The following is a 20,868-nucleotide window of genomic DNA, read 5'->3' as shown; positions in this document are numbered from 1 at the left end:
GGACCTCCTGGTCCGGCTGACGACGGGAGACACACCATGACGTCCGCCCGGTACCGTGAGTGGTATCCACAACGCGCAGCATGCACAGCACGCACAGCACGCACAGCACGCACGGCCAGGAGGGCGGTCAGGGATGTCGCGGATCACGCCGGAGCAGGCGGAGAAGCTGGAGTGGATCCGGGCGGAGGTCGAGGACGGCAGTGACGAGCACTGCTTCGAGGTGGCCGCGGGCGAGGGGGACCTGATTCACATTCGGCAGACCGACGAGCCGGAGAAGATCGTGACGACGACGCAGGCCAAGTGGCATGCGTTCGTGCTCGGGGTGCAGAACAACGAGTTCGACCACTTTGTGGACGGTGTCGAATGATTCCGGTCATCGACCTGCGGCCGTGGCGCGAGGGCACGGCCGAGGAGAAGGACGCGGTCGTGCGCTCCGTCGACGAGGCGCTGCGGCGCGCCGGGTTCCTGCTGGTGACCGGGCACGGCGTGGACCCGGCGCTGCGCGCGGGGATACGGGCCCGCGCGCGGGAGTTCTTCCATCTCCCCGAGGCCGCGAAGCGGCCGTACGCCGTCAAGGTCGGCGAGCGCGGCTGGCTCGGGCCGGGCGCCGAGGCCAACAGCTACGCCGAGGGCACGCCCGGGCCGCCCGACCTGAAGGAGTCGTGGTCCTTCGCCGCCGACGAGCCGACCGGGCGGGAGGCCGTCGACGCCGAGTGGTTCAAGCCCAACGCCTGGCCGCGCGAGGTGCCGGGCCTGCGGCCGCTCGTCGAGGAGTACGTGGCGCGGATGCGGGCGCTTTCGGATGAGCTGCTGGGGCTGCTGGGGGTGGCGCTCGGACAGGGGCCGGACTTCTTCACCCGGCACACCGGGCACCCGACCTGGGGCTTCAACATCAACTGGTACCCGGCGCGCGAGGCCCTCGGCGAGGTGGAGCCGGGGCAGTACCGGATCGGCGCGCACACCGACTTCGGCACCATCACCATCCTCGACCGGCAGAAGGGCCGCGGCGGCCTCCAGGTTCACACCGAGGACGGCGGCTGGGAGGACGCGCCCTTCGACGCGGCGGCGCTCACCATCAACATCGGGGATCTGATGGCGAGGTGGACCGGCGACCGCTGGCGCTCGGGGCGGCACCGGGTGCTGCCGCCGCCCGCGGACGAGCCGACCGAGGAGCTGATCTCGCTGGTGTGGTTCTTCGAGTGCGACCCCGGGACGCGGGTGGAGTCCCTGCCGGTGGAGGCGGGCGGCCGGACGGCGTACGACCCGTTCGACAGCCACGTCTACCTGCGCGGCAAGCTGGACGCCATCGCTGTGGACTGATCGGACACCGATCAGACGCTCTGATCGGACCCTGATCAGACGCTGAGGCCGCGCACCGCCAGGTCGGCGAGGGCGAAGACGAAGAGGCTTATCCCGACGAAGCCGTTGACGGTGAAGAAGGCCCGGTTGACGCGGGAGAGGTCGTCGGGGCTGACGAGGGAGTGCTCGTAGACGAAGGCGGCGGCGACGAGGGCCAGGCCGATCCACAGCAGCGGGCCGCCGTCCGTGGCGGCGGCGTACCAGGCCAGCAGCGCCAGCGCCACCACGTGGCAGGCGCGGGACCCGCGCAGCGCGCCGGCGATCCCGAAGCGGGCGGGGACGGAGCGCACGCCCTGGGCGCGGTCGGCGGCGACGTCCTGGCATGCGTAGATGAGGTCGAAGCCGCCGATCCACAGGCCGACGGCGAGGCCCAGCAGCACCGCGTCCCACGACCAGGTGCCGGTCACGGCGAGCCAGCCGCCGACCGGGCCCGCGGCCTGGGCCAGGCCGAGGATGGCGTGCGGGAAGTCGGTGAAGCGCTTGCCGTAGGGGTAGAGCACCATGGGCCCGGCGGCGACGGGGGTCAGCGCCAGGCACAGCGGGTTGAGCAGGGCGGCGGCGGAGAGGAAGACGACGAGCGCGATGAGCGCGCCCACCCAGGCCGTGTGGACGGAGACCGCGCCCGTCACCAGCTCGCGCCGCGCGGTGCGCGGGTTGCGGGCGTCGATCTCGCGGTCGATGATCCGGTTGGCCGCCATGGCGAAGGTGCGCAGGCCCACCATGGCGACGGTGACGAGGAGCAGCTCGACCCAGTGGACGGTGTCGTCGTCCAGGTGCATCGCGGTGAGGGCGGCGATGTAGGCGAAGGGCAGCGCGAAGACCGAGTGCTCGATCATGACCAGGCGCAGGAACGCCCGGACCGGTCCTCTCGCCGGGCCCGGCTCGGCCACGGGCGGCGCGCTCACAGGCCGTACTCCTTCCAGCGGCGGGTGACGCGCTCGGCGACGTCCGGGTCGGAGACGATCATGTGCGGCCAGCCGCCGTCGCGCGTGTAGCCCTCCTCGGGCCACTTGGCGGTGGCGTCGATGCCCGCCTTGCCGCCCCAGAACTGCTGGTAGGAGGCGTGATCGAGGTGGTCGACCGGTCCTGACGTCAGCAGCAGGTCGCGGGCGTAGTCCACGTTGCCCAACGCCCGCCACGCGACCTCGTGCAGGTCGTGCACGTCGCAGTCGGCGTCCACGACCACGATCAGCTTGGTCAGCGACATCATGTGGGCGCCCCAGATCGCGGACATCACCTTCTGCGCATGCTTGGGGTACTTCTTGTCGATCGAGACGATGGCGCAGTTGTGGAAGCCGCCCGCCTCGGGGAGGTGGTAGTCGACGATGTCGGGGACGATCACCTTGAGGAGGGGAAGGAAGAAGCGCTCGGTGGCGCGGCCCAGCGGGCCGTCCTCGGTCGGCGGGCGGCCGACGACGATCGACTGGAGGAGGGGGTCCTTGCGGGTGGTGACGCAGTCGATCGTGAGGGCGGGGAAGGGCTCGCGGGGGGTGTAGAAGCCCGTGTGGTCGCCGAAGGGGCCCTCCGGGAGCATCACGCCGGGCTCCAGCCACCCCTCGATGACGACCTCGGCGCGGGCCGGGACCTGGAGCGGCACGGTGAGGCAGTCGACCAGCTCGACGCGCTTGCCCTGCACGAAGCCGGCCAGCAGGTACTCGTCGATGTCGCCGGGGAGCGGCGCGGTGGCGGCGTAGGTCACGGCGGGCGGGCAGCCGAAGGCGATGGCGACGGGGAGGCGCTCGCCGCGCCGGGCGGCGGTCTGGTAGTGGTTGCGGCTGTCCTTGTGGATCTGCCAGTGCATGCCGATGGTGCGGTGGTCGTGGCGCTGGAGGCGGTAGAGCCCGAGGTTGCGGACGCCGGTCTCGGGGTCCTTGGTGTGGGTCAGGCCCAGGTTGAAGAAGGAGCCGCCGTCCTCCGGCCACGTGAAGAGGGCCGGGAGGCGGTCGAGGTCCACCTCCTCGCCCTTGTGCACGACCTGCTGCACGGGGGCGTTCCTCACCTTCTTCGGCGGCACGTGCGCCATGGAGGCGAGCTTGCCGAACGCCTCCCTCATGCCGACGAAGCCGTGCGGCAGCTCGGGCTTGAGGAGGCCGCCTATCTTGTCGGCGATCTCGGCGTAGGAGTCGAGGCCGAGGGCCTTGAGCAGGCGGCGGTCGGTGCCGTAGACGTTCATGGCGAGGGGCAGGTCGGACCCCTTGACGTTCTCGAAGAGCAGGGCCGGGCCGCCCGCCTTGTTGACGCGGTCGGTGATCTCGCCCACCTCCAGGTGGGGGTCAACCTCGGCCTTGACCCGCCTGAGGTCGCCCTCGCGTTCCAGCGCCTTCAGCAGGGCCCGGAGGTCGTCGTATGCCATGCGCCACAGTATTCATGACGCATTACGCTGGCCTTGTCAGGGGGCGCGGCTTCATTCACGGCGCGAGGCGCGCGGCCCGGTCCTTTCGTCCTGGGGGTCTACCATGCTCAGGGTGCTGCTCATTCTGGTACCGCTGGCTCTGGCCGTCTACGCGCTGGTGGACTGCATCAGCACGAAGGACGACGAGGTCAAGCATCTGCCGAAGCTGGTGTGGATCCTGCTGATCGTGCTGGCGACGGTCGTCGGCCCGCTGGCGTGGATCTTCATGGGGCGGGAGCGGAACCGCGCCGGTGGCGCGGGCGGGGGCGGGGGCTGGGGCGGTGGCCGCCGCGGGGGCGGGGGCGGTGGCTGGGTGGCACCGGACGACAACCCCGAGTTCCTTCAGTCGCTGGACCAGGGATCGCGGGGGCGCCCGGAGCGCGAGCCGGAGGCGGAGCCTGAGGCGGACGACAAGGGTGACGCCGCGCCGGAGGAGCGGGACGACCGCGAAGACCGCGAGGAAGACCGCGAGGGGGACGTACGCCGCCGCGACGACGGCGGCGGCCCGGACGACACGCCGCCCCCCACCCGCTGAGCGGCCCCACCACCACCCCCGGCCACGGAATCCCTACGTGCCCGAGTACGAGTGCTTGCCGTCCACGAACATGTTCACCCCGTAGTAGTTGAACAGGAAGCACAGGAACGCCGCGATCGCCAGGTACGCCGCCTTGCGGCCGCGCCACCCCGCCGTCGCGCGCGCGTGCAGGTAGCAGGCGTAAGCGACCCACGTGATGAAGGACCAGACCTCCTTCGGGTCCCACCCCCAGTAGCGGCCCCAGGCGTTCTCCGCCCAGATCGCCCCCGCGATGATCGTGAAGGTCCACACGGGGAAGACGGCCGCGTTGACGCGGTAGGCGAACTTGTCGAGCGACCCGGCCGCCGGGAGGCGCTGCAGCACCGACGTGGCGAACGCCCCCGACTCCTTGCCCGCCACGAGCCGGCTCTCGTACCGGTCGCGCAGCAGGAACAGCACGGTCGCGACCATGCCCAGGTAGAACAGCGCGCCGCAGGTGATCGCGAGCGAGACGTGGATCCACAGCCAGTACGAGTCGAGCGCGGGCACGAGCTGGGTGCTGTCGTTGTACAGCACCGACACGGCCAGGCCCAGGTCGAGCAGGACGGTGGTGATGAGCGGCAGGCCCAGCCAGCGGACCTTCTGCTTCGTCAGCAGCAGGCCGAGGTAGGCGCCGACGACGACCATCGAGAAGGACGTCGAGAACTCGTACATGTTCGCCCACGGCGCCCGGCCCACCGCGACGGCGCGGGCCAGCACGGCGCCGGCGTGGAGCGCGAACGCCAGCACGGTCAGCGAGACGGCGATGCGCCCGTAGGTGTCGCCCTGCTCGTCGCCGCCCGCCGCGCCCGGCCCGTCCGGGATGTCCTCGCGGCCGGGGACGGAGGAGCGGGTGATGACCTTGGGCGCGGCGGAGCGTTCCAGCACGGCCGTGGTGCCGCCCTTGCGGACGGTGACCGTGACCGGCGGCGTCGCCTTCGCCTCCCCCGCGTCACCCTCGCCCTCGCCCTCGCCGGTGAGCGCGGAGGAGGTGCGGGCGACCTTGCTGCGGCTGCCGAGGATCCACTCGGCGATGTGGGCCAGGAACGCCAGGGCGTAGACGGCCATCGCCGAGTACACCAGCAGGTTGCTGGTGTCGGCCAGTCCCTCGTTGGCGGCGAAAGTCATCGCTTAGCTCCTTGGGCGGATGGTGCGACGGGTGCTTCGGGCGCCTCGGGCGCCTCGGGCGCCTCGGGCGCCTCGGGCGCCTCGGGCGCCTCGGGCGCCTCGGGTGCCACCGGTGCTACGGGTTGCAGGGCGGTGGCGAGGGCGGCGAGCTCCTCGGGGATCTTCGCGGACTCGGTGCGGCCCAGGGACGCCATCTCGATCACGGTGGCGCCGTCCTCCGCGCGGCGGGCGCGGAGCCACACGCGGCGGCGTTGCAGCAGCAGCGACGCGGCCAGGCCCGCGACGGCGGCGAGGGCGCCGGTCAGGGCCCACTCGTTGCCCGCCTTCGTGGAGATCTGGAGCGTCGCCCACTCGTCGACCCGCTCGAACGTCAGCGTGCCCTTGCCGTCCGGCAGCTCGATGGACTGCCCGGGCACGAGGTTGAAGCGGAAGATGTCGCCGTTCTCGTCGCGCAGCTGCTCCATGTGGGTGGTGTCGAGCTGGTAGACGTTCTGCGGGATGCCGGCGTCCAGGCCCAGGTCCCCCTGGTAGGCGGTGAGGGTGAGCACGGGCAGGTCGGGCTCGGGGAAGGTGGAGTGCGGGCCGCGCACATCGTCGATGGCGTAGGTGGGGTTGAAGAAGCCCTGGAAGCCGAGCTGGTCGGGCTCGGCGTTCTCGTCGACGTAGTCGGTGACCTTGATGACGCCGGTGGAGGTGAACGCCGCGTCCTGCGGCAGGAACGGCACCGGGCCGTGGTAGGCGGTGCGTCCCTGCCCGTCGGTGAGGGTGACGACGGGGGCGTAGCCGTGGCCGAGGAGGTAGACCTTGGAGTTGCCGATCTCCAGCGGGTCGTTGACCTCGATCGACGCCTGGCGTTCGGCGTCGGGGTCGTCGGCCGTCCAGTAGCTGACGTCGGCGCGGAACTCGGTCGCCGTGCCCAGGTCGGGGCCGGACCGGGCGTAGTTGGAGTGGAAGTCCTCCAGCGTGAAGCCGAAGCGCTCCAGCTCGTCGACGTCGAAGAGGGAGCCGGAGGTGAAGTCGTCGTACTGGGTGAGGGTGTTGGCGAAGCCGTCGCCCCGCACGACGAGCTTGCCGCCCTCGGAGTGGTAGAGCTGGCCGTAGGCGAAGGCGACCAGCATGACGATGAGGGCGAGGTGGAAGACGAGGTTTCCGGCCTCGCGCAGGTAGCCCTTCTCGGCGGCGACGTAGCCGGAGTGGGAGTCGGAGCCCGCGTCGGTCCTGAAGCGCTTCCTGCCGAGCAACGCCCTCCCGGCCGCCAGCACCTCCTCGGGCGCGGTCTCGGTGCGCCAGGTGGTGTAGGCGGGCATCCGGGTCAGGCGGCGGGGGGCGCGGGGCGGGCGGCCGCGGAGCTGGCCGATGAACTGCCAGGTGCGGGGGACGATGCAGCCGACGAGGGAGATGAAGAGGAGGATGTAGATCGCGGAGAACCAGACCGACGAGTAGACGTCGAAGAGCTGGAGGGCGTCGTAGACCTCGGCCAGGCTCTCGTTGTTCCGGCGGAAGTTCTGGGCGCCGAGGGAGTCGACGCTGTTCTGGGGGATGAGGGAGCCGGGGATGGCGGCGAGGGCGAGGAGGAAGAGCAGGATCAGCGCCACCCGCATGGAGGTGAGCTGACGCCAGAACCACCGGGCCCAGCCGAGGGTTTCGCGCGCCACCCAGGCGGCGCCGCCGGCCGCGCCGGGGCGGCGTACGCCACCGAAGGAGCCGCCGCCGGGCCCGCCCCCGCCCCCGGCGGCGGGCACGTCGCCGCCATCACCCTCGACCGGCGCGGTGCTCAGCCCCGCCGCGGCCTCGGCCTCGGCGTCGCCGGCGTCGGCGTCGGCGTCGGCGTCGGCGGACCCTCCGCGCTCCTGCTTCGCGAGCGCGACGCGCGACGCGCCGGCGTCCCGCCGGGCGGCGGAGGACGCGCCGGCCGCCGCGTCGTCGCCGGAACGGCCGCCGCCACGTTCGCGTTCGCGCTCCGCGAGCGCGAGGCGCGAGGCGGCCGCGTCTCCCCCGGCGGGTGGCTCTGCCGTGCGCGGTGATGCCGCCCCAGCGGCGGGCGCGGCGGGCGCGCCGTCGTCCGGGGCGTCGCCGGGCAGGTTGTCTGCTGGCACGGCTCTCACACTCCCACCGTGAACTCGGACGACCAGAGCTGGAGCTCGTAGACGATCTCGTTCCACACGCCCGTGACCAGCAGCAGCCCGGTGGTCACCAGCATGGCGCCGCCCAGGCGCATCACCCACAGGTTGTGGCGCCTGATCCACGCGAAGGCGCCGAGCGTGCGGCGGAAGGCGAGCGCCGCGACGATGAACGGCACGCCCAGGCCGAGGCAGTACGCCACCATCAGCAGGGCGCCTCGGGCGGCGGTGGCCTCGTTGATGGCGAGAAGGTTGACGGCGGCCAGCGTCGGTCCGATGCACGGCGTCCAGCCGATGCCGAAGACGACGCCGAGCATGGGCGCCCCGGCCAGCCCTATGGCGGGGCGGGTGTGGATGCGGAACTCGCGCTGCGTGAACCGGCCCAGCACGCCGGTGAAAAGCCCCGTGAAGATCAGGCCCATCACGATCGTCAGCACGCCGATGACCCGCGTCAGGGTCTGCTGGTGCTCCAGCAGCCGCGCGCCGAACGTGCCGAAGAAGGTACCGAAGGAGACGAAGACGGCGGAGAAGCCGAGGACGAAGAGGGTGGCGCCGGCCAGCATCCGGCCGCGCTTGGCCTCGACCAGGTCGGCGCCGCCGACGCCGGTGACGTACGACAGGTAGCCGGGGACCAGCGGCAGCACGCACGGGGAGAAGAACGACACCAGGCCGCCGAAGACCGCGACCGGCAGCGCGAGCAGCAGGGCGCCGTGGAGGACCGTCTGGTTGGTCCCGGTGAGGGCGGCGGCCAGCGCTTCGGCGTTCATGGGGTCAGCTCTGCTCCGCGATCACGGGGTCCAGGGCCGCGCGCAGCTCCTCCGAGGAGAGGGGCTTGAGGGCGCGGGCGGCGATGCGGCCTTCGCGGTCGATGATCAGGGTGGAGGGGATGGCCTGCGGGTTGAGGCTGCCGGAGGGGAACTCCAGCAGCAGCTTGCCGCTGGGGTCGTACAGGCTCGGGTAGGTGACGCCGAAGTTCTCCTCGAACCGCTGGGCGGGGACCCGGTCGAGGTCGCGGGTGTTGATGCCGAGGAACGCCACGCCCTGGTCGGCGGTGTCCTCGGCGACCGCGGCCAGGTGCGGCGCCTCGGCGCGGCAGGGGGCGCACCAGGAGCCCCACACGTTCACCACCACGACCTGGCCCCGGTAGTCGGCGAGGCCGAGCTGCTCGCCGTCGAGGGTCTCGCCGGAGATGTCCGGTGCCTCCTCGCGGTCGGCGGCGGCGACCTGGGTGACCTCGCCGGTGCCCTGCACGATGTTGCTGTCGCCGCCGGAGGGGCCCGCCTTGTCACCGGAGCACGCGGTCAGCGCGAGCGCGGACAGCGCCAGTGCGCCCGCCAGGGCGAGCTTTGCCCGGGTCCGGATCTGGATCATGTGAAAAGTTTCCCATGGGGCGCCAGGCGATCTTGGCCGGGGGTGCCGGTGCCGAACGCCGTGCTCAGGCGCCCCGCCCCTGGCGGGTGGGCAGCAGGTCGCGGGCGGGTTCGGCGTAGCTGACGGAGACGACCCGGTCGCCGTGGAAGGTGAAGGAGGTCAGCGAGGCGAGGTTGCACTGCCGGCGGCGCGGGTCGTGCCACAGGCGGCGGCGTTCGATGTAGCTGCGGAGGATCCAGATGGGGAGCTGATGGCTGACGCACACCGCCTCGTGGCCGCGTGCCGCGTCGCGGGCGGCGTCGAGGGCGCCCTTCATGCGGACCACCTGGTCGATGTAGGGCTCGCCCCAGGAGGGCCGGAAGGGGTTGCGCAGGTGCCACCAGTTGCGGGGGGAGCGCAGCGCGCCGTCGCCGACGCCGACGGTCCTGCCCTGGAAGACGTTGGCGGCCTCGATGAGGCGGGCGTCGCTGGCGGTGGTCAGGCCGTGCGCCTTGGCGATGGGCTCGGCGGACTCCTGAGCGCGTTCGAGGGGGGAGGCGACGACGTGGGTGATGTCGCGGGCGGCGAGGTGTTCGGCGACCCGTTCGGCCATCCGGCGCCCGAGCTCGGAGAGGTGGTAGCCGGGGAGGCGCCCGTAGAGCGCCCCGGTGGGGTTGTCCACCTCGCCGTGCCGCATGACGTGGACGACCGTCACGGTCGTCGGGTCTGCCGGGTCTGCCGGGTCCATCGGGTCCATCGGGTCCATCGAATCGCTGCTGCTCGACATATCGACAAATCTCTCATTCCTGTCACGTCACTCGTCACTGGGGGCGGCCTCGGCGGCGGCCCGGGCCGCCGCCGGCAACGCCGCGGCGATCCGCTCCAGCGCCTCCCCGTCGTGGGCCGTGGAGACGAACCACACCTCGAACGCCGAGGGCGGCAGGTAGACCCCCTGCCGGAGCATGGCGTGGAAGAACGCCTTGAAGCGGAAGGTCTGCTGGGCCTTGGCCTGTTCGAAGTCGGTGACGGCCGACGCCTCGCCGTCGGTGTCGCCGTCAGTGAAGAAGACGGAAAACATGTTGCCGGCGTTGCTCACGACGTGCGGCACGCCCTCCTTCGCCAGCGCCTGCCCCACCAGGCCGCGCAGCTCGGCGGATGTGGCGTCCAGCAGGGCGTACGCCGCGTCGTCCAGCAGCCGGAGCTGGGCGAGGCCGGCGGCGGTGGCCACCGGGTTACCGGAGAGCGTCCCGGCCTGGTAGACCGGCCCGGCGGGCGCGAGCTGCGCCATCACGTCCGCCCGACCGCCGAACGCCGCCGCCGGGAAGCCGCCGCCCATCACCTTTCCGAAGGTCATCAGGTCGGGCCTGACGCCCTCGATGCCATACCAGCCCTGCCTGCCGACGCGGAAGCCGGTCATCACCTCGTCGGAGATCAGCAGCGCGCCGTGCTCGCGGGCGAGGTCGGCCAGGCCCTGGTTGAAGCCGGGCAGCGGCGGCACCAGGCCCATGTTGCCGGGCACGGCCTCGGTGATGACGCAGGCGATCTCGTCGGGATGCGCGGCGAAGGCGGCGCGCACGGCGTCCAGGTCGTTGTAGGGCAGGACCAGGGTCTCCCCGGCCTGCGCGCCGGTGACGCCGGGGGTGTCGGGGAGCGCGAAGGTCGCGAGGCCGGAGCCGGCGGCGGCCAGCAGCGCGTCGACGTGGCCGTGGTAGCAGCCGGCGAACTTCACCACCTTCGCGCGGCCGGTGAAGCCGCGTGCCAGCCGGATCGCGGACATCGTCGCCTCGGTGCCGGAGGAGACCAGGCGAACCTGCTCCACCGGCGGCACGCGGGCCACGATCTCCTCGGCCAGCGCCACCTCGCCCTCGGTCGGCGTTCCGAACGACGTGCCGCGCGCCACGGCCGCCTGGACGGCCTCGATCACGGCGGGGTGGGCGTGTCCGAGGATCATCGGGCCCCAGGAGCAGACGAGGTCCACGTAACGCCGGCCGTCGGCGTCGGTGAGGTACGCACCCTCACCAGACGCCATGAAGCGGGGCGTACCGCCCACGGCGCCGAAGGCCCGCACCGGAGAGTTCACGCCACCTGGCGTCACCGCTGCGGCGCGCGCGAACAGTCTCTGCGAGACTGGTGCTTCGACGTTTTCGGCGGCCCCTTCGGGGTCACGGGAAGCGGAGAGGGATTCGGCGGAATCGGTCACGCGATCCATGGTGGCAGAGAGAGTCACACGTCTCGGTGTCCGGGCGTTTCACCGGCGCTGAGCGGGGGAGGTCTCTGAAACGATGATCGTGTTGAATCGCTCGTGCTCGATCGCTCGTCATCGCCCGCAGCCGAGTCGCTCGTGTCATCGGCCGCGTGACGGGGGTGGTGGGGCGGGAGCGGACGGCCGAGTGATCGGACGGCCGGGCGATCGGGCGGTCGGACGGTCGGGCGGGTGATCAGCCGAGCGGTCGGCGGAGAAGTGCGACGGACAGTCGGGTGGTGACATGCAGCGCGGTGGCGGAGTGGGCGAGGGCACCGGTGACCTCGAGCCGGACCCGGTGCCACGCGCGCGTGCGTCCAGGCGTGGGCGCCACCGCCGCCGGTCGGAGGACGGCGAGGGCGAGTTCCGCGGCCGTGGTGGTCGCATGACCGTCACCTACAAGTACTTCGGCGCGCCGGACGGCGCCACGGCGGCGCGCGTGCCGCTGTCGATGCGGCCGGAGGAGCTGGGCGGGGACGAGCTGGGCCAGGGGATGTTCACCCGCATCAAGCCGGAGACCATGGCGGCGATGGTGCTCACCGGCATCGAGGGCATACCCCTGCACCGGGTGCCGCCACTTGAGCTGGTCGTGCTGCACCCCGACTACGCGGTGGTGAAGTTGCCGACCACCGTGGTGGACCCGCTGCGCGGCATCGGCGAGGAGACCATGGGCGCGGCGGCGTTCATCTGGTCGACCGTGCCCGACCGCAGCGGCCCCAGCGACGCCTTCGGCGTCTACAAGCTGCTCAACGAGTGGCAGGACTTCTCCCGCCGCCTCCACGAGGCGGGCCACCAGCCGTACTGCCTGGTGTGGCCGTAGGCTCCTTTCCCCGGTCCACTCTCGGGCCACCCGCCCCGGCTTGTGGGCCCGGGAACGCGCCGCCGTGGCCGGGCGTAGGCTGCGTGCGGTAGACATGGTGCCCGCGAGCGTGCGCGCGTGGGCGCGCAAGAGGCACACAGGGGAGGCCAGTTGGTGCAGCGCAGCAGCGCATCCGCAGCCGGGTTCGCGTCGGCGGGGCTACGCGCCGCGATCGCCGCGGCGGCGGCGCTCGCGGTCGGCGGCGTGACCGCGGGCTGCAGCGGCGGCGTGCTCGGGGCCGACGAGGACACCGGCGCCGAGGCCCCGCCCGGCGCGGCGGCGTCCGTCGAGCCCGGCCGCTTCTCGGCGTTGCCGGAGCCGTGCGGTGCCGTGGAGGGGGACACCCTGCGCGAGCTGCTGCCCGGCGGCGACGACGAGGCGTACGAGGGCGAGCCGATGGCGACCTTCGACACCGGGCGCCGCGTGGGCTGCGCGTGGCACATCCCCGCCGAGACCAGCACCCGCGAGCTGTCGCTCGACTTCGAGCGGGTCATCTCCTACGACCCGGCCATCAGCGACGACGACCAGGCCGAGCAGGACTTCGAGAACCTGGCCGCCGGGGTCGGCGTGCCGCTGGACGGCTCCGATCCGGGGGAGACGGCGCCGGAGGGGGACACGGCCACCGAAGTCCCCGACGACGGGGTCTCGGTCACCGGCGAGGCGAGCACCCCCGCGGGAGACCTCGCCTCCCGCCCGCTGGATGACATCGGTCACGTCGCCATCCTCGACGACCAGCTGACCAGCCACGACGCGGGGGCCAGCCGCGAGGTGCTGGTCGCGTTCCGCAGCGCGAACGTTATCGTCACGGTGACCTACACCGTCTCGACAACGGTGGCGGGCGAGACGCCGGACAGCTCGTGGCTCCAGGAAGGGGCGCAGGAGGTGGCTCGGCAGCTGGCGGGCGGCTTCGACAGCTGACCGCCGCCAGAGGTCTGTACGCGGCGCGTCCGTGGCGCGTCCGTGGCGCGGCGCGCTCGGGGGCGTAGCGTTCGTCCGGGCGGCCCTCGCCGTCTCCCCGTAACCCCGTGTGACCCATGTGACCCATGTGACCGGAGCCGACTGGAGCGCTACACGCCATGAGAGCCACGACCCGTACCCTCCCGCGTATCGCCCTCGCCTGGGCCGCCGTGCCCGTGCTGCTGCTCGCCGGCTGCTCCGGCGGCGGCTCGGGGGACTCCGGCGAGGAGGCGGCGGCGGAGGACCAGCAGCCGAGGACGCAGGCCCCGAGCCCGGAGCCGGTGCGGTTCAGCACCCTGCCCGAGCCGTGCTCGACGCTCGGCGAGGACACCGTCGAGCAGGTCGTGCCGAAGGCCGACCCCAAGCGCGGCGACACGCTCACCACCAGCGACACCGGCACCTCCGGCGCCTGCCTGTGGAGCGGCCTGAAGGACTACCAGTTCCGCTCGCTGACCGTCTCGCTGCGGCGTTTCGACTCCGACCTGGCCATCGGCAGCGGCGACGAGCGCGCCGAGGACTACATGACGCAGCTGGTGGAGGAGATCACCGGCGACGACGCCAACAAGGACGTCGACGAGGCCCAGCTCGCCGAGCCGGGCGAGGGCGGCGCCACCTCCATCAGCTACAGCGTCACGAAGGAGTCGGAGGACGGCGACCCGCAGAAGTACGTCCAGCAGCGGGTCGTCGCGCGCACCGGCAACGTGGTGGTGACGATCGACTACTCGGGCGCGGGCTTCGAGGACGCCGACAACCCCAGCGTCGAGTCCGTCAGGGAGGACGCCGAGACCGCGGCGACCGAGGTGGTGGCGGCGGTGGACGCGTCGGCGGCCGGGCAGGACGAGGGGCAGGACGGCGCCGGGGAGGGCTCGGAGGAGAGCGCGGAGAGTTCCGCGCGGGACTCCTGAGCGCTTCTGAGGCGCCCGAACTCAACCGGCTCGGCGCGTACATGACCTTGAAGCGTGTGCCAGGCTGTGCGCGTGGCCTCGTTCAAGCTGAACCGCTCGCACCGGATCCTCGTCGGCATCGTGCTCATCGGCGCCGTGATGATCGCCGCCATCGGCTTCGTCGGCTCCTACGCCGCCGTGCGCGAACTGGCCGAGGACAAGGGCTTCGGCGCCTTCGCGCCGTACTTCCCGATCGGGATCGACGCGGGCATCGTCGTGCTGCTGGCCCTGGACCTGCTGCTGACCTGGCTGCGGATTCCGTTCCCGCTGCTGCGGCAGACCGCCTGGCTGCTGACGGCCGCGACCATCGCGTTCAACGGCGCGTCGGCGTGGGGCGATCCGCTGGGCGTGGGGATGCACGCCATCATCCCGGTGCTCTTCGTGATCACGGTCGAGGCCGCCCGGCACGCCATCGGCCGGGTGGCGGACATCACGGCGGACAAGCACATGGAGGGCGTGCGCTTCTGGCGCTGGCTGCTCTCCCCCATCCCGACCTTCCGGCTGTGGCGCCGCATGAAGCTGTGGGAGCTGCGCTCCTACGAGGAGGTCATCGGGATGGAGCGCGACCGCCTCGTGTACCAGGCGCACCTGCGGGCCGAGTACGGGCGCGCGTGGCGACGCAAGGCGCCGATGGACGCGCGGATGCCGCTGAAGCTGGCGCGGTACGGGGTGCCGGTGACGGAGGGGCGCGAGCTGATCGAGCGGCGTCCTGCTCGGGCGTTGCCGGCGGCGGAGCGAATACCCGAGGCGGAGCCGGCCGCCACGACCCCGGCACGGGAACCAGAGCCGGCTCCGGCGGCGCGGCCCGAGCCGCCGCCGCAGCCACTGCCCGCACAGCCGCAGCCCCCGCCCGCGCCGCCGCAGGCGCAGGCGCAGACGGTTGAGGCCGAACCACTGCTCCTGCCCGAGCCCGAGCTTGAGCCCGAGCCGGAGCCCGAGCCGGAACGCCCCCCGGTCACCGTCCCCGCGGGCCCGGGGCGCCGCCGCGCACTGGGCCGCGCCCCGACGAACGGCTACCTCCCGCCGCCCCAGCCCCCGCCCCCGCCGGCCGAGCCCGAACCCGAGCCGCCGGCGGCGGAGGCCGACCCCGCGCCCATGCCCGTCGGCGTACCGGACGACATCTCGCACGCGGACGCCTTCTTCGCGGCGTACCGCCAGTACGCCATGGAACACGGCGGCTTCCCGAACGCCCGCCAGCTCGCGCGCTTCCTGCACGAGCGCTTCGGCGTCACCGACGCGGACGGCTCGCTTCTGACCGAGCCGTATCTGCGCGATTACATGTACGGCTTCCGCGACCGCTACAACGCCGAGATGGGCATGGCGGGCTGATCCCCCGGCCCACCCGCGTTTTCCATATGCCGACGATATGCGCCAGCTCGTAGCATTAATCACATGCGTGTGTTGATTGTCGAGGACGAGCCCTATCTGGCAGAAGCCATCCGCGATGGCCTACGCCTGGAAGCGATCGCGGCCGACACCGCAGGTGACGGCGAAAGCGCTCTGGAGCTGCTGAACGTCAACACCTACGACATCGCCGTCCTCGACCGCGACGTCCCCGGACCGTCCGGCGACGAGATCGCCAAACGCATCGTCGCCTCCGGCATCGGCATGCCGATCCTCATGCTCACCGCAGCCGACCGGATCGACGACAAGGCTTCCGGGTTCGAGCTCGGCGCCGACGACTACCTCACCAAACCGTTCGAGCTTCGAGAGCTCGTCTTGCGGCTGAGGGCGCTCGACCGCAGACGCGCGTACGCCCGACCCCCGGTGAGCGAGATCGCGGGCCTCCGGCTGGACCCGTTCCGCCGGGAGGTCTTCCGCGACGGACGCTACGTCGCGCTCACCCGGAAGCAGTTCGCCGTGCTCGAAGTCCTCGTCGCCGCCGAAGGCGGTGTCGTCAGCGCCGAAGAGCTACTGGAGCGGGCCTGGGACGCGAACGCCGACCCCTTCACCAACGCCGTCCGCATCACCGTCTCCGCACTGCGCAAACGACTCGGCGAACCATGGCTCATCGCCACGGTGCCCGGCGTCGGCTACCGAATCGACACCGGCAGGGACACCGGCAGGGACACCACCACCCGTCCTGGCGGTACGCATGCTTAGACGCCCAGGGCTCAGCGTCCGACAGAAACTCACGCTCAGCTACGCCGGATTCCTCCTCCTGGCCAGCGCTCTCATGCTGGCCGTGGTATGGGTGTTCGTGCTGCGGTATCTCCCCGACGGCATGCTGTACGGCCCCAGCGGTTACATCCCCAGCAGCTCCAACCTCATGGACTCCCTCCCCGCCGCCGCGGCCACAGCACTGGCCTTCCTCCTCGCGTTCGGCCTCCTGGGAGGATGGATCCTCGCCGGCCGGATGCTCGCACCACTCACACGGATCGCAGACGCGGCACGGATGGCCGCGGACGGGTCGCTGTCCCACCGGATCCGCATGGAAGGCCCCAAAGACGAATTCCGCGAATTCGCCGACGTCTTCGACACCATGCTCGAACAACTCGAATCCCACGTCACCGAACAGCAGAGATTCGCAGCCAACGCCTCCCACGAACTGCGCACCCCGCTGGCAATCTCGCAGACGCTCCTCGACGTCGCCCGCAACGACCCCACGCGGGACCAGGGCGCACTCATCGAACGCCTCCACGCCGTCAACACCCGAGCGATCCACCTCACCGAGGCGTTGCTCCTGGTCAGCCGCGCCGAGCGGCGGTCCTTCAGCCGAGAGCGCGTCGACCTGTCCCTCGTGGCGGAAGAAGCCACCGAAACGCTCCTCCCCCTCGCGGAAAAGCATGGCATCACCATCGAGACCCGCGGCGACATCGCCCCCACGATCGGATCGCAAGCGCTCCTGCTCCAGCTGACCATGAACCTCGTGCACAACGCGATCGTCCACAACCTGCCCGAACAGGGCACCGTGTGGGTCAATACCAGCGTCCGCCCCAAGACCGTGGTGCTCACCGTCGAAAATACCGGTGAAAAGCTCTCCCGGCAGCTGGTCTCGACACTCACCGAACCATTCCAGCGCGGCACCGAGCGCATACACACCGACCACGCAGGCGTCGGCCTCGGCCTGGCAATCGTCAAAACCATCACCCAGGCACACGACGGAACACTCACCCTCACCCCGCGCTCCGCCGGCGGGCTCCGCATCACTGTGGAACTACCCGCGACAGCCCCGCACGCCAACAGCTGACGCATCAGGGAACTGATCCGCCAGCGGACGGACCGGGGACCCGGGGAAGCTCACGGCGTGAGCAGGCGCCGCACGCGCTCCTCGCCGACGGCCAGGAGCAGGGTCGGCAGGCGCGGCCCCGTGTCGCCGCCCACCAGCAGCCGGTACAGCAGGGCGAAGAAAGCGCGCTGAGCCGCCTTCAGCTCCGGCGTCGGCTTCGCGTCCATCGCAAGCCCCGCCCGCATCTTCGGCACCCCGTACACCAGCGCCGTCAGCCCATCCAGCGACCAGTGCTCGCCCAGCCCCTCCACCAGCAGCCGCAAGCCGGCCCGCTCCTCCTCGCCCAGCGACGCCAGCAGCTCCGCGTCCGGCTCCGTCCGCACCCGCGTGCGCTGCTCCGCCGGGACCTGCGTCTCGACCCACCGCGTCGCCTTGTCCAGGCGCGGCCGGGTCTCGTCCAGCGAGCGCACCGGACGGTCCGGGTCAACCTCCGACAGGATCCGCAGCGTCTGCGCCTCGTCCCCGGTCGTGACGTCCACCACCGAGGCCAGCATCCGGAACGGCAGCGGCCGGGGCGTCGCCGGCAGCGGCCCGGCGGCGGTGCTCACGGCCCGCCCGTACGCCGCCGCGTCGGTCGGCTGCGCCTGCCCCGCCGCGACCTTCCGCGCCAGGGCGTCCCACTCGTCGTAGGTCCGCTGGATCTCCACGTCGAAGGCGATCTTGAACGACTGGTTCGGCCGCCGCCGGGCGTACAGCCAGCGCAGCAGCGGCGCCTCCATGATCTGAAGCGCGTCGGCCGCGACCGGCACCCCGCCCCGGGAGCTGGACATCTTCGCCATGCCGCTGATGCCGACGAAGGCGTACATCGGGCCGATGGGCTGCTTGCCGCCGAAGATCTCGCTCACCAGCTGCCCGCCGACGACCCACGACGACCCGGGCGAGTGGTGGTCGACGCCGGACGGCTCGAAGACGACGCCCTCGTACGCCCAGCGCATGGGCCAGTCGACCTTCCACACCAGCTTGCCGCTGTTGAACTCCGACAGCTTCACCGTCTCGGCGTGGCCGCACTCGCACACGTACGCCATCTCGGTCGTCTCGTCGTCGTACGCCGTGATCGTCGTGAAGTCCCGGCCGCATGCCGTGCAGTAGGGCTTGTACGGGTAGTACCCGGCGCTGCCCGAGCTGCCGTCGTCCTCCCCGGCCGCGCCGGAGCCCTCCAGCTCCGCCCGCTCGGTCTCGTCCTCGGGCGCCTCGCCGTCCTGCTTCTTCGTGCGGTAGCGCCCCAGCACCGCGTCGATACGCCGCCGCTCGCGCATGGCGAAGAGGATCCGGTCCCGGTACACCCCGGAGGTGTACTGCGCGGTCTGGCTGATCGCGTGGACCTCGATGCCCATCTCCTCCATGGCCGCCATCAGCGGCGCCTTGAAGTGCTCGGCCCAGCTCGCGTACGGGCTGCCGGGCGGCGCGGGCACGGCGGTCAGCGGCTTGCCGATGTGCTCGCCCCAGGCCGGGTCGATGCCCGCCGGGACCCGCCGGAACCGGTCGTAGTCGTCCCAGGACAGCAGATGCACACAGTCGATGCCGCGCCGCCGGATCTCGTCGGCGACGAAGTGCGGGACCATGATCTCCCGCATGTTGCCGAGGTGGATCGGCCCGGACGGGCTGATCCCCGAGGCGCAGAGGACCGGTTTGCCGGGCGCGCGGCGTTCGGCCTCGGCAATCACGTCATCCGCGAGTCGGGAGACCCAGTCGGCGGTCTCCGGGGTGGTCTCAGCCACGGTTCTCGGCACTTCCTGTGGGCGCTTGCTGACTTGTGGGGCTTGCAGGGCTTGCAGGGCTTGCAGGGCTTGTAGGGCTTGTAGCTACAAGCCCATTCTGGCACCCGCGCAGTGGGGCGAGGACCGTCAGCCCCCCGTGGGAGAATGCCCCCATGAGCCCGGTCCCCTCCCTCACCACCGCCGTTCACCAGCGCCTCGCCGAGGCCCTGGCCGTCGCCCGGCCCGAGGCCGCCGACGCCGATCCGCTGCTGCGGCCCAGCGACCGCGCCGACCTCCAGGCGAACGGCATGCTGGCCCTGGCCAAGCGCCTGAAGGGGAACCCGCGAGAGCTCGCCGCCCAGGTCGTGGCCGGCGTGGACACGGGGGACGTCATCCGGGACATCGAGGTCTCAGGACCGGGCTTCCTCAACATCACGCTCGCCGACGAGGCGATCGTGCGCACCCTCGCCGCCCGCGCCGCCGACGAGCGGCTCGGCGTGCCGTACGCCGAGCACCCCGGCACCATGATCATCGAGTACTCGCAGCCGAACGTCGCGAAGGAGATGCACGTCGGCCACCTGCGTTCCACGGTCATCGGCGACGCCCTCGTCCGCATCATGGAGTTCCGCGGCGAGAAGGTCATCCGGCGCAACCACGTGGGCGACTGGGGCACCCAGTTCGGCATGCTGATCCAGTACCTGATCGAGCACCCGCACGAGCTGGACCACGACGCCGGGGAGGAAGGCGGCGAGGCCGCCATGTCGCGGCTCAACCGGCTCTACCGGGCCGCCCGCCAGGTCTTCGACGCCGACGAGAAGTTCAAGGAGCGGGCGCGGGGCAGGGTCGTGGAGCTCCAGGGCGGCGACCCGGAGACCGTGGCCATGTGGCAGAAGATCGTCGACGAGTCGAAGATCTACTTCAACGCCGTGTACCGCCGCCTCGACGTGCTGCTCACGGACGACGACCTGGTCGGCGAGAGCGCGTACAACGACGACCTCGCCCCGCTGGCACGGGAGTTGGAGGAGTCGGGCGTCGCCGTGCGCTCGGAGGGCGCGCTGTGCGTGTTCTTCGACGACGTGCGGGGCGTGGACGGCGAGCGGGTGCCGCTGATCGTCCGCAAGGCGGACGGCGGCTTCGGGTACGCCGCGACCGACCTGGCCGCCGTGCGCAACCGCATCGGCACGCTCCACGCCGACGAGATGCTGTATGTGGTCGACGCCCGCCAGGCGCTGCACTTCAAGATGGTCTTCGACACGGCCCGGCGCGCCGGCTGGCTGCCGGACGGCGTCGCGCACCACCTGCCGTTCGGCACGGTCCTGGGCAAGGACGGCAAGCCGTTCAAGACGCGGGCCGGGGACGTGGTGCGGCTGATGGACCTGCTGGACGCGGCGGTGGAGCGCGCGGCCGAGGTCGTGCGGGAGAAGGACGCGGCCGGGCGGCTGACGGAGGAGGAGATCGCCGAGCGGGCCGAGCAGGTCGGCATCGGCGCGGTGAAGTACGCCGACCTGTCCACCTCCCGCAGCCGGGACTACGTCTTCGACCTCGACCGCATGGTCTCGCTCAGCGGCGACACGTCGGTGTATCTGCAGTACGCCTACGCCCGCATCCAGTCGATCCTGCGCCGCGCCCCCGAGGGCGCGCGGGCCGAGGCCCGGCCCGGCCTGGCCCTCGCCCCGGCGGAGCGGGCGCTCGGACTGCACCTGGACGGCTTCGCGGCGACGCTGGACGCCGTCGCCGAGACGTACGAGCCGCACAAGCTGGCGGCGTACCTGTACGCGCTGGCGACGCACTACTCGGCGTTCTACGAGAACTGCCCGGTGCTGCAGGCAGGGGACCCGGCCGTGGTCGCCAATCGCCTGTTCCTGTGCGAGCTGACGGCCCGCACGCTGCGGCTGGGCATGTCGCTGCTGGGCATCCACACCCCGGACCGGCTCTGAGGGGGCACGCCCCCACCCGGGAGGGCTGGCGGCTTTCGACGGTGGCACGCCCCCGGGTGGGGTGCCGGGGTGTGGGCGGCAAACGGGGGCCCGGGGGCGGA

At 71.9% G+C, this 20,868-nt stretch carries 19 protein-coding genes; 10 read left to right on the top strand and 9 right to left on the bottom strand.

Annotated elements, in window-relative coordinates:
* Positions 1-133 precede the first annotated feature (133 nt).
* Together ACTWQH_RS22800 and ACTWQH_RS22795 are read left to right on the top strand one after the other, a co-directional pair.
* On the top strand, positions 134-367 hold the full coding sequence (locus tag ACTWQH_RS22800) for a DUF397 domain-containing protein (RefSeq protein WP_443288555.1): 234 nt from the start codon (positions 134-136) through the stop codon (positions 365-367).
* Entirely contained in the window at positions 364-1,320 is a 957-nt protein-coding gene (locus ACTWQH_RS22795) for an isopenicillin N synthase family dioxygenase (RefSeq protein ID WP_443288554.1), read from the top strand. The genes ACTWQH_RS22800 and ACTWQH_RS22795 overlap by 4 nt, the downstream gene beginning before the upstream one ends.
* A 35-nt stretch (positions 1,321-1,355) precedes the next feature.
* Here the strand turns inward: ACTWQH_RS22795 and mqnP are convergent, their stop codons facing one another.
* Together mqnP and ACTWQH_RS22785 are read right to left on the bottom strand one after the other, a co-directional pair.
* Positions 1,356-2,264, bottom strand: coding sequence for a menaquinone biosynthesis prenyltransferase MqnP (mqnP, locus tag ACTWQH_RS22790; protein WP_443288553.1), 909 nt, complete (start codon positions 2,262-2,264; stop codon positions 1,356-1,358).
* Positions 2,261-3,712, bottom strand: coding sequence for a menaquinone biosynthesis decarboxylase (locus ACTWQH_RS22785; RefSeq protein ID WP_443288552.1), 1,452 nt, complete (start codon positions 3,710-3,712; stop codon positions 2,261-2,263). Before ACTWQH_RS22785 ends, mqnP begins: the two co-directional genes overlap by 4 nt.
* 103 nt (positions 3,713-3,815) lie before the next feature.
* Between ACTWQH_RS22785 and ACTWQH_RS22780 the strand changes: the two genes are divergently transcribed.
* Complete coding sequence (locus ACTWQH_RS22780; protein WP_443288551.1) at positions 3,816-4,286, top strand: PLD nuclease N-terminal domain-containing protein; 471 nt, start codon at positions 3,816-3,818, stop codon at positions 4,284-4,286.
* Positions 4,287-4,319: 33 nt separating this feature from the next.
* Here the strand turns inward: ACTWQH_RS22780 and ccsB are convergent, their stop codons facing one another.
* The 6 genes from ccsB to hemL form a co-directional block, all read right to left on the bottom strand.
* Positions 4,320-5,432 carry a c-type cytochrome biogenesis protein CcsB gene (ccsB, locus tag ACTWQH_RS22775; RefSeq protein WP_443288550.1) on the bottom strand — a complete coding sequence of 371 codons (1,113 nt, stop codon included), beginning with the start codon at positions 5,430-5,432 and terminating at the stop codon, positions 4,320-4,322.
* Positions 5,429-7,528: a cytochrome c biogenesis protein ResB gene (gene resB / locus ACTWQH_RS22770; RefSeq protein ID WP_443288549.1), complete on the bottom strand. Its 2,100-nt coding sequence runs from the start codon at positions 7,526-7,528 to the stop codon at positions 5,429-5,431. Before resB ends, ccsB begins: the two co-directional genes overlap by 4 nt.
* A gap of 5 nt (positions 7,529-7,533) precedes the next feature.
* The gene (locus ACTWQH_RS22765; protein ID WP_443288548.1) at positions 7,534-8,319 is read right to left on the bottom strand and encodes a cytochrome c biogenesis CcdA family protein; all 786 of its coding nucleotides are present in this window, start codon (positions 8,317-8,319) and stop codon (positions 7,534-7,536) included.
* A 4-nt stretch (positions 8,320-8,323) separates the two neighbouring features.
* Positions 8,324-8,923, bottom strand: coding sequence for a TlpA family protein disulfide reductase (locus ACTWQH_RS22760; protein ID WP_443288547.1), 600 nt, complete (start codon positions 8,921-8,923; stop codon positions 8,324-8,326).
* Between the two features lie 64 nt (positions 8,924-8,987).
* Positions 8,988-9,650, bottom strand: a complete 663-nt coding sequence (locus ACTWQH_RS22755) for a histidine phosphatase family protein (protein WP_443288585.1) — start codon at positions 9,648-9,650, stop codon at positions 8,988-8,990.
* 66 nt (positions 9,651-9,716) lie between these two features.
* Entirely contained in the window at positions 9,717-11,111 is a 1,395-nt protein-coding gene (hemL, locus tag ACTWQH_RS22750; RefSeq protein ID WP_443288546.1) for a glutamate-1-semialdehyde 2,1-aminomutase, read from the bottom strand.
* A 277-nt stretch (positions 11,112-11,388) separates the two neighbouring features.
* Between hemL and ACTWQH_RS22745 the strand changes: the two genes are divergently transcribed.
* From ACTWQH_RS22745 to ACTWQH_RS22720, 6 genes are all read left to right on the top strand, one after another.
* Positions 11,389-11,964: a hypothetical protein gene (locus tag ACTWQH_RS22745; RefSeq protein ID WP_443288545.1), complete on the top strand. Its 576-nt coding sequence runs from the start codon at positions 11,389-11,391 to the stop codon at positions 11,962-11,964.
* 153 nt (positions 11,965-12,117) lie between these two features.
* Positions 12,118-12,921: a DUF3558 domain-containing protein gene (locus ACTWQH_RS22740; RefSeq protein WP_443288544.1), complete on the top strand. Its 804-nt coding sequence runs from the start codon at positions 12,118-12,120 to the stop codon at positions 12,919-12,921.
* 158 nt (positions 12,922-13,079) lie between these two features.
* The gene (locus ACTWQH_RS22735) at positions 13,080-13,865 is read left to right on the top strand and encodes a DUF3558 domain-containing protein (RefSeq protein ID WP_443288543.1); all 786 of its coding nucleotides are present in this window, start codon (positions 13,080-13,082) and stop codon (positions 13,863-13,865) included.
* Between the two features lie 72 nt (positions 13,866-13,937).
* Positions 13,938-15,233: a DUF2637 domain-containing protein gene (locus tag ACTWQH_RS22730; protein WP_443288542.1), complete on the top strand. Its 1,296-nt coding sequence runs from the start codon at positions 13,938-13,940 to the stop codon at positions 15,231-15,233.
* 63 nt (positions 15,234-15,296) lie between these two features.
* Positions 15,297-16,007, top strand: coding sequence for a response regulator transcription factor (locus ACTWQH_RS22725; protein WP_443288541.1), 711 nt, complete (start codon positions 15,297-15,299; stop codon positions 16,005-16,007).
* Entirely contained in the window at positions 16,000-17,094 is a 1,095-nt protein-coding gene (locus ACTWQH_RS22720; protein WP_443288540.1) for a sensor histidine kinase, read from the top strand. Before ACTWQH_RS22725 ends, ACTWQH_RS22720 begins: the two co-directional genes overlap by 8 nt.
* 50 nt (positions 17,095-17,144) lie before the next feature.
* Here the strand turns inward: ACTWQH_RS22720 and lysS are convergent, their stop codons facing one another.
* A complete protein-coding gene (lysS, locus tag ACTWQH_RS22715; protein ID WP_443288539.1) occupies positions 17,145-18,851 on the bottom strand; it encodes a lysine--tRNA ligase in 1,707 nt (568 codons plus the stop codon).
* A 152-nt stretch (positions 18,852-19,003) separates the two neighbouring features.
* Here lysS and argS point away from each other — a divergent pair, with 152 nt between their 5' ends.
* Positions 19,004-20,767 carry an arginine--tRNA ligase gene (gene argS / locus ACTWQH_RS22710; RefSeq protein WP_443288538.1) on the top strand — a complete coding sequence of 588 codons (1,764 nt, stop codon included), beginning with the start codon at positions 19,004-19,006 and terminating at the stop codon, positions 20,765-20,767.
* Positions 20,768-20,868: the final 101 nt, after the last annotated feature.

This window comes from Streptomyces sp. 6N223, from assembly GCF_052246635.1.
Lineage (GTDB): Bacteria > Actinomycetota > Actinomycetes > Streptomycetales > Streptomycetaceae > Streptomyces.
Note: the sequence above shows the minus strand (reverse complement) of the source record. Positions and strands in the feature narration are given on the sequence as shown.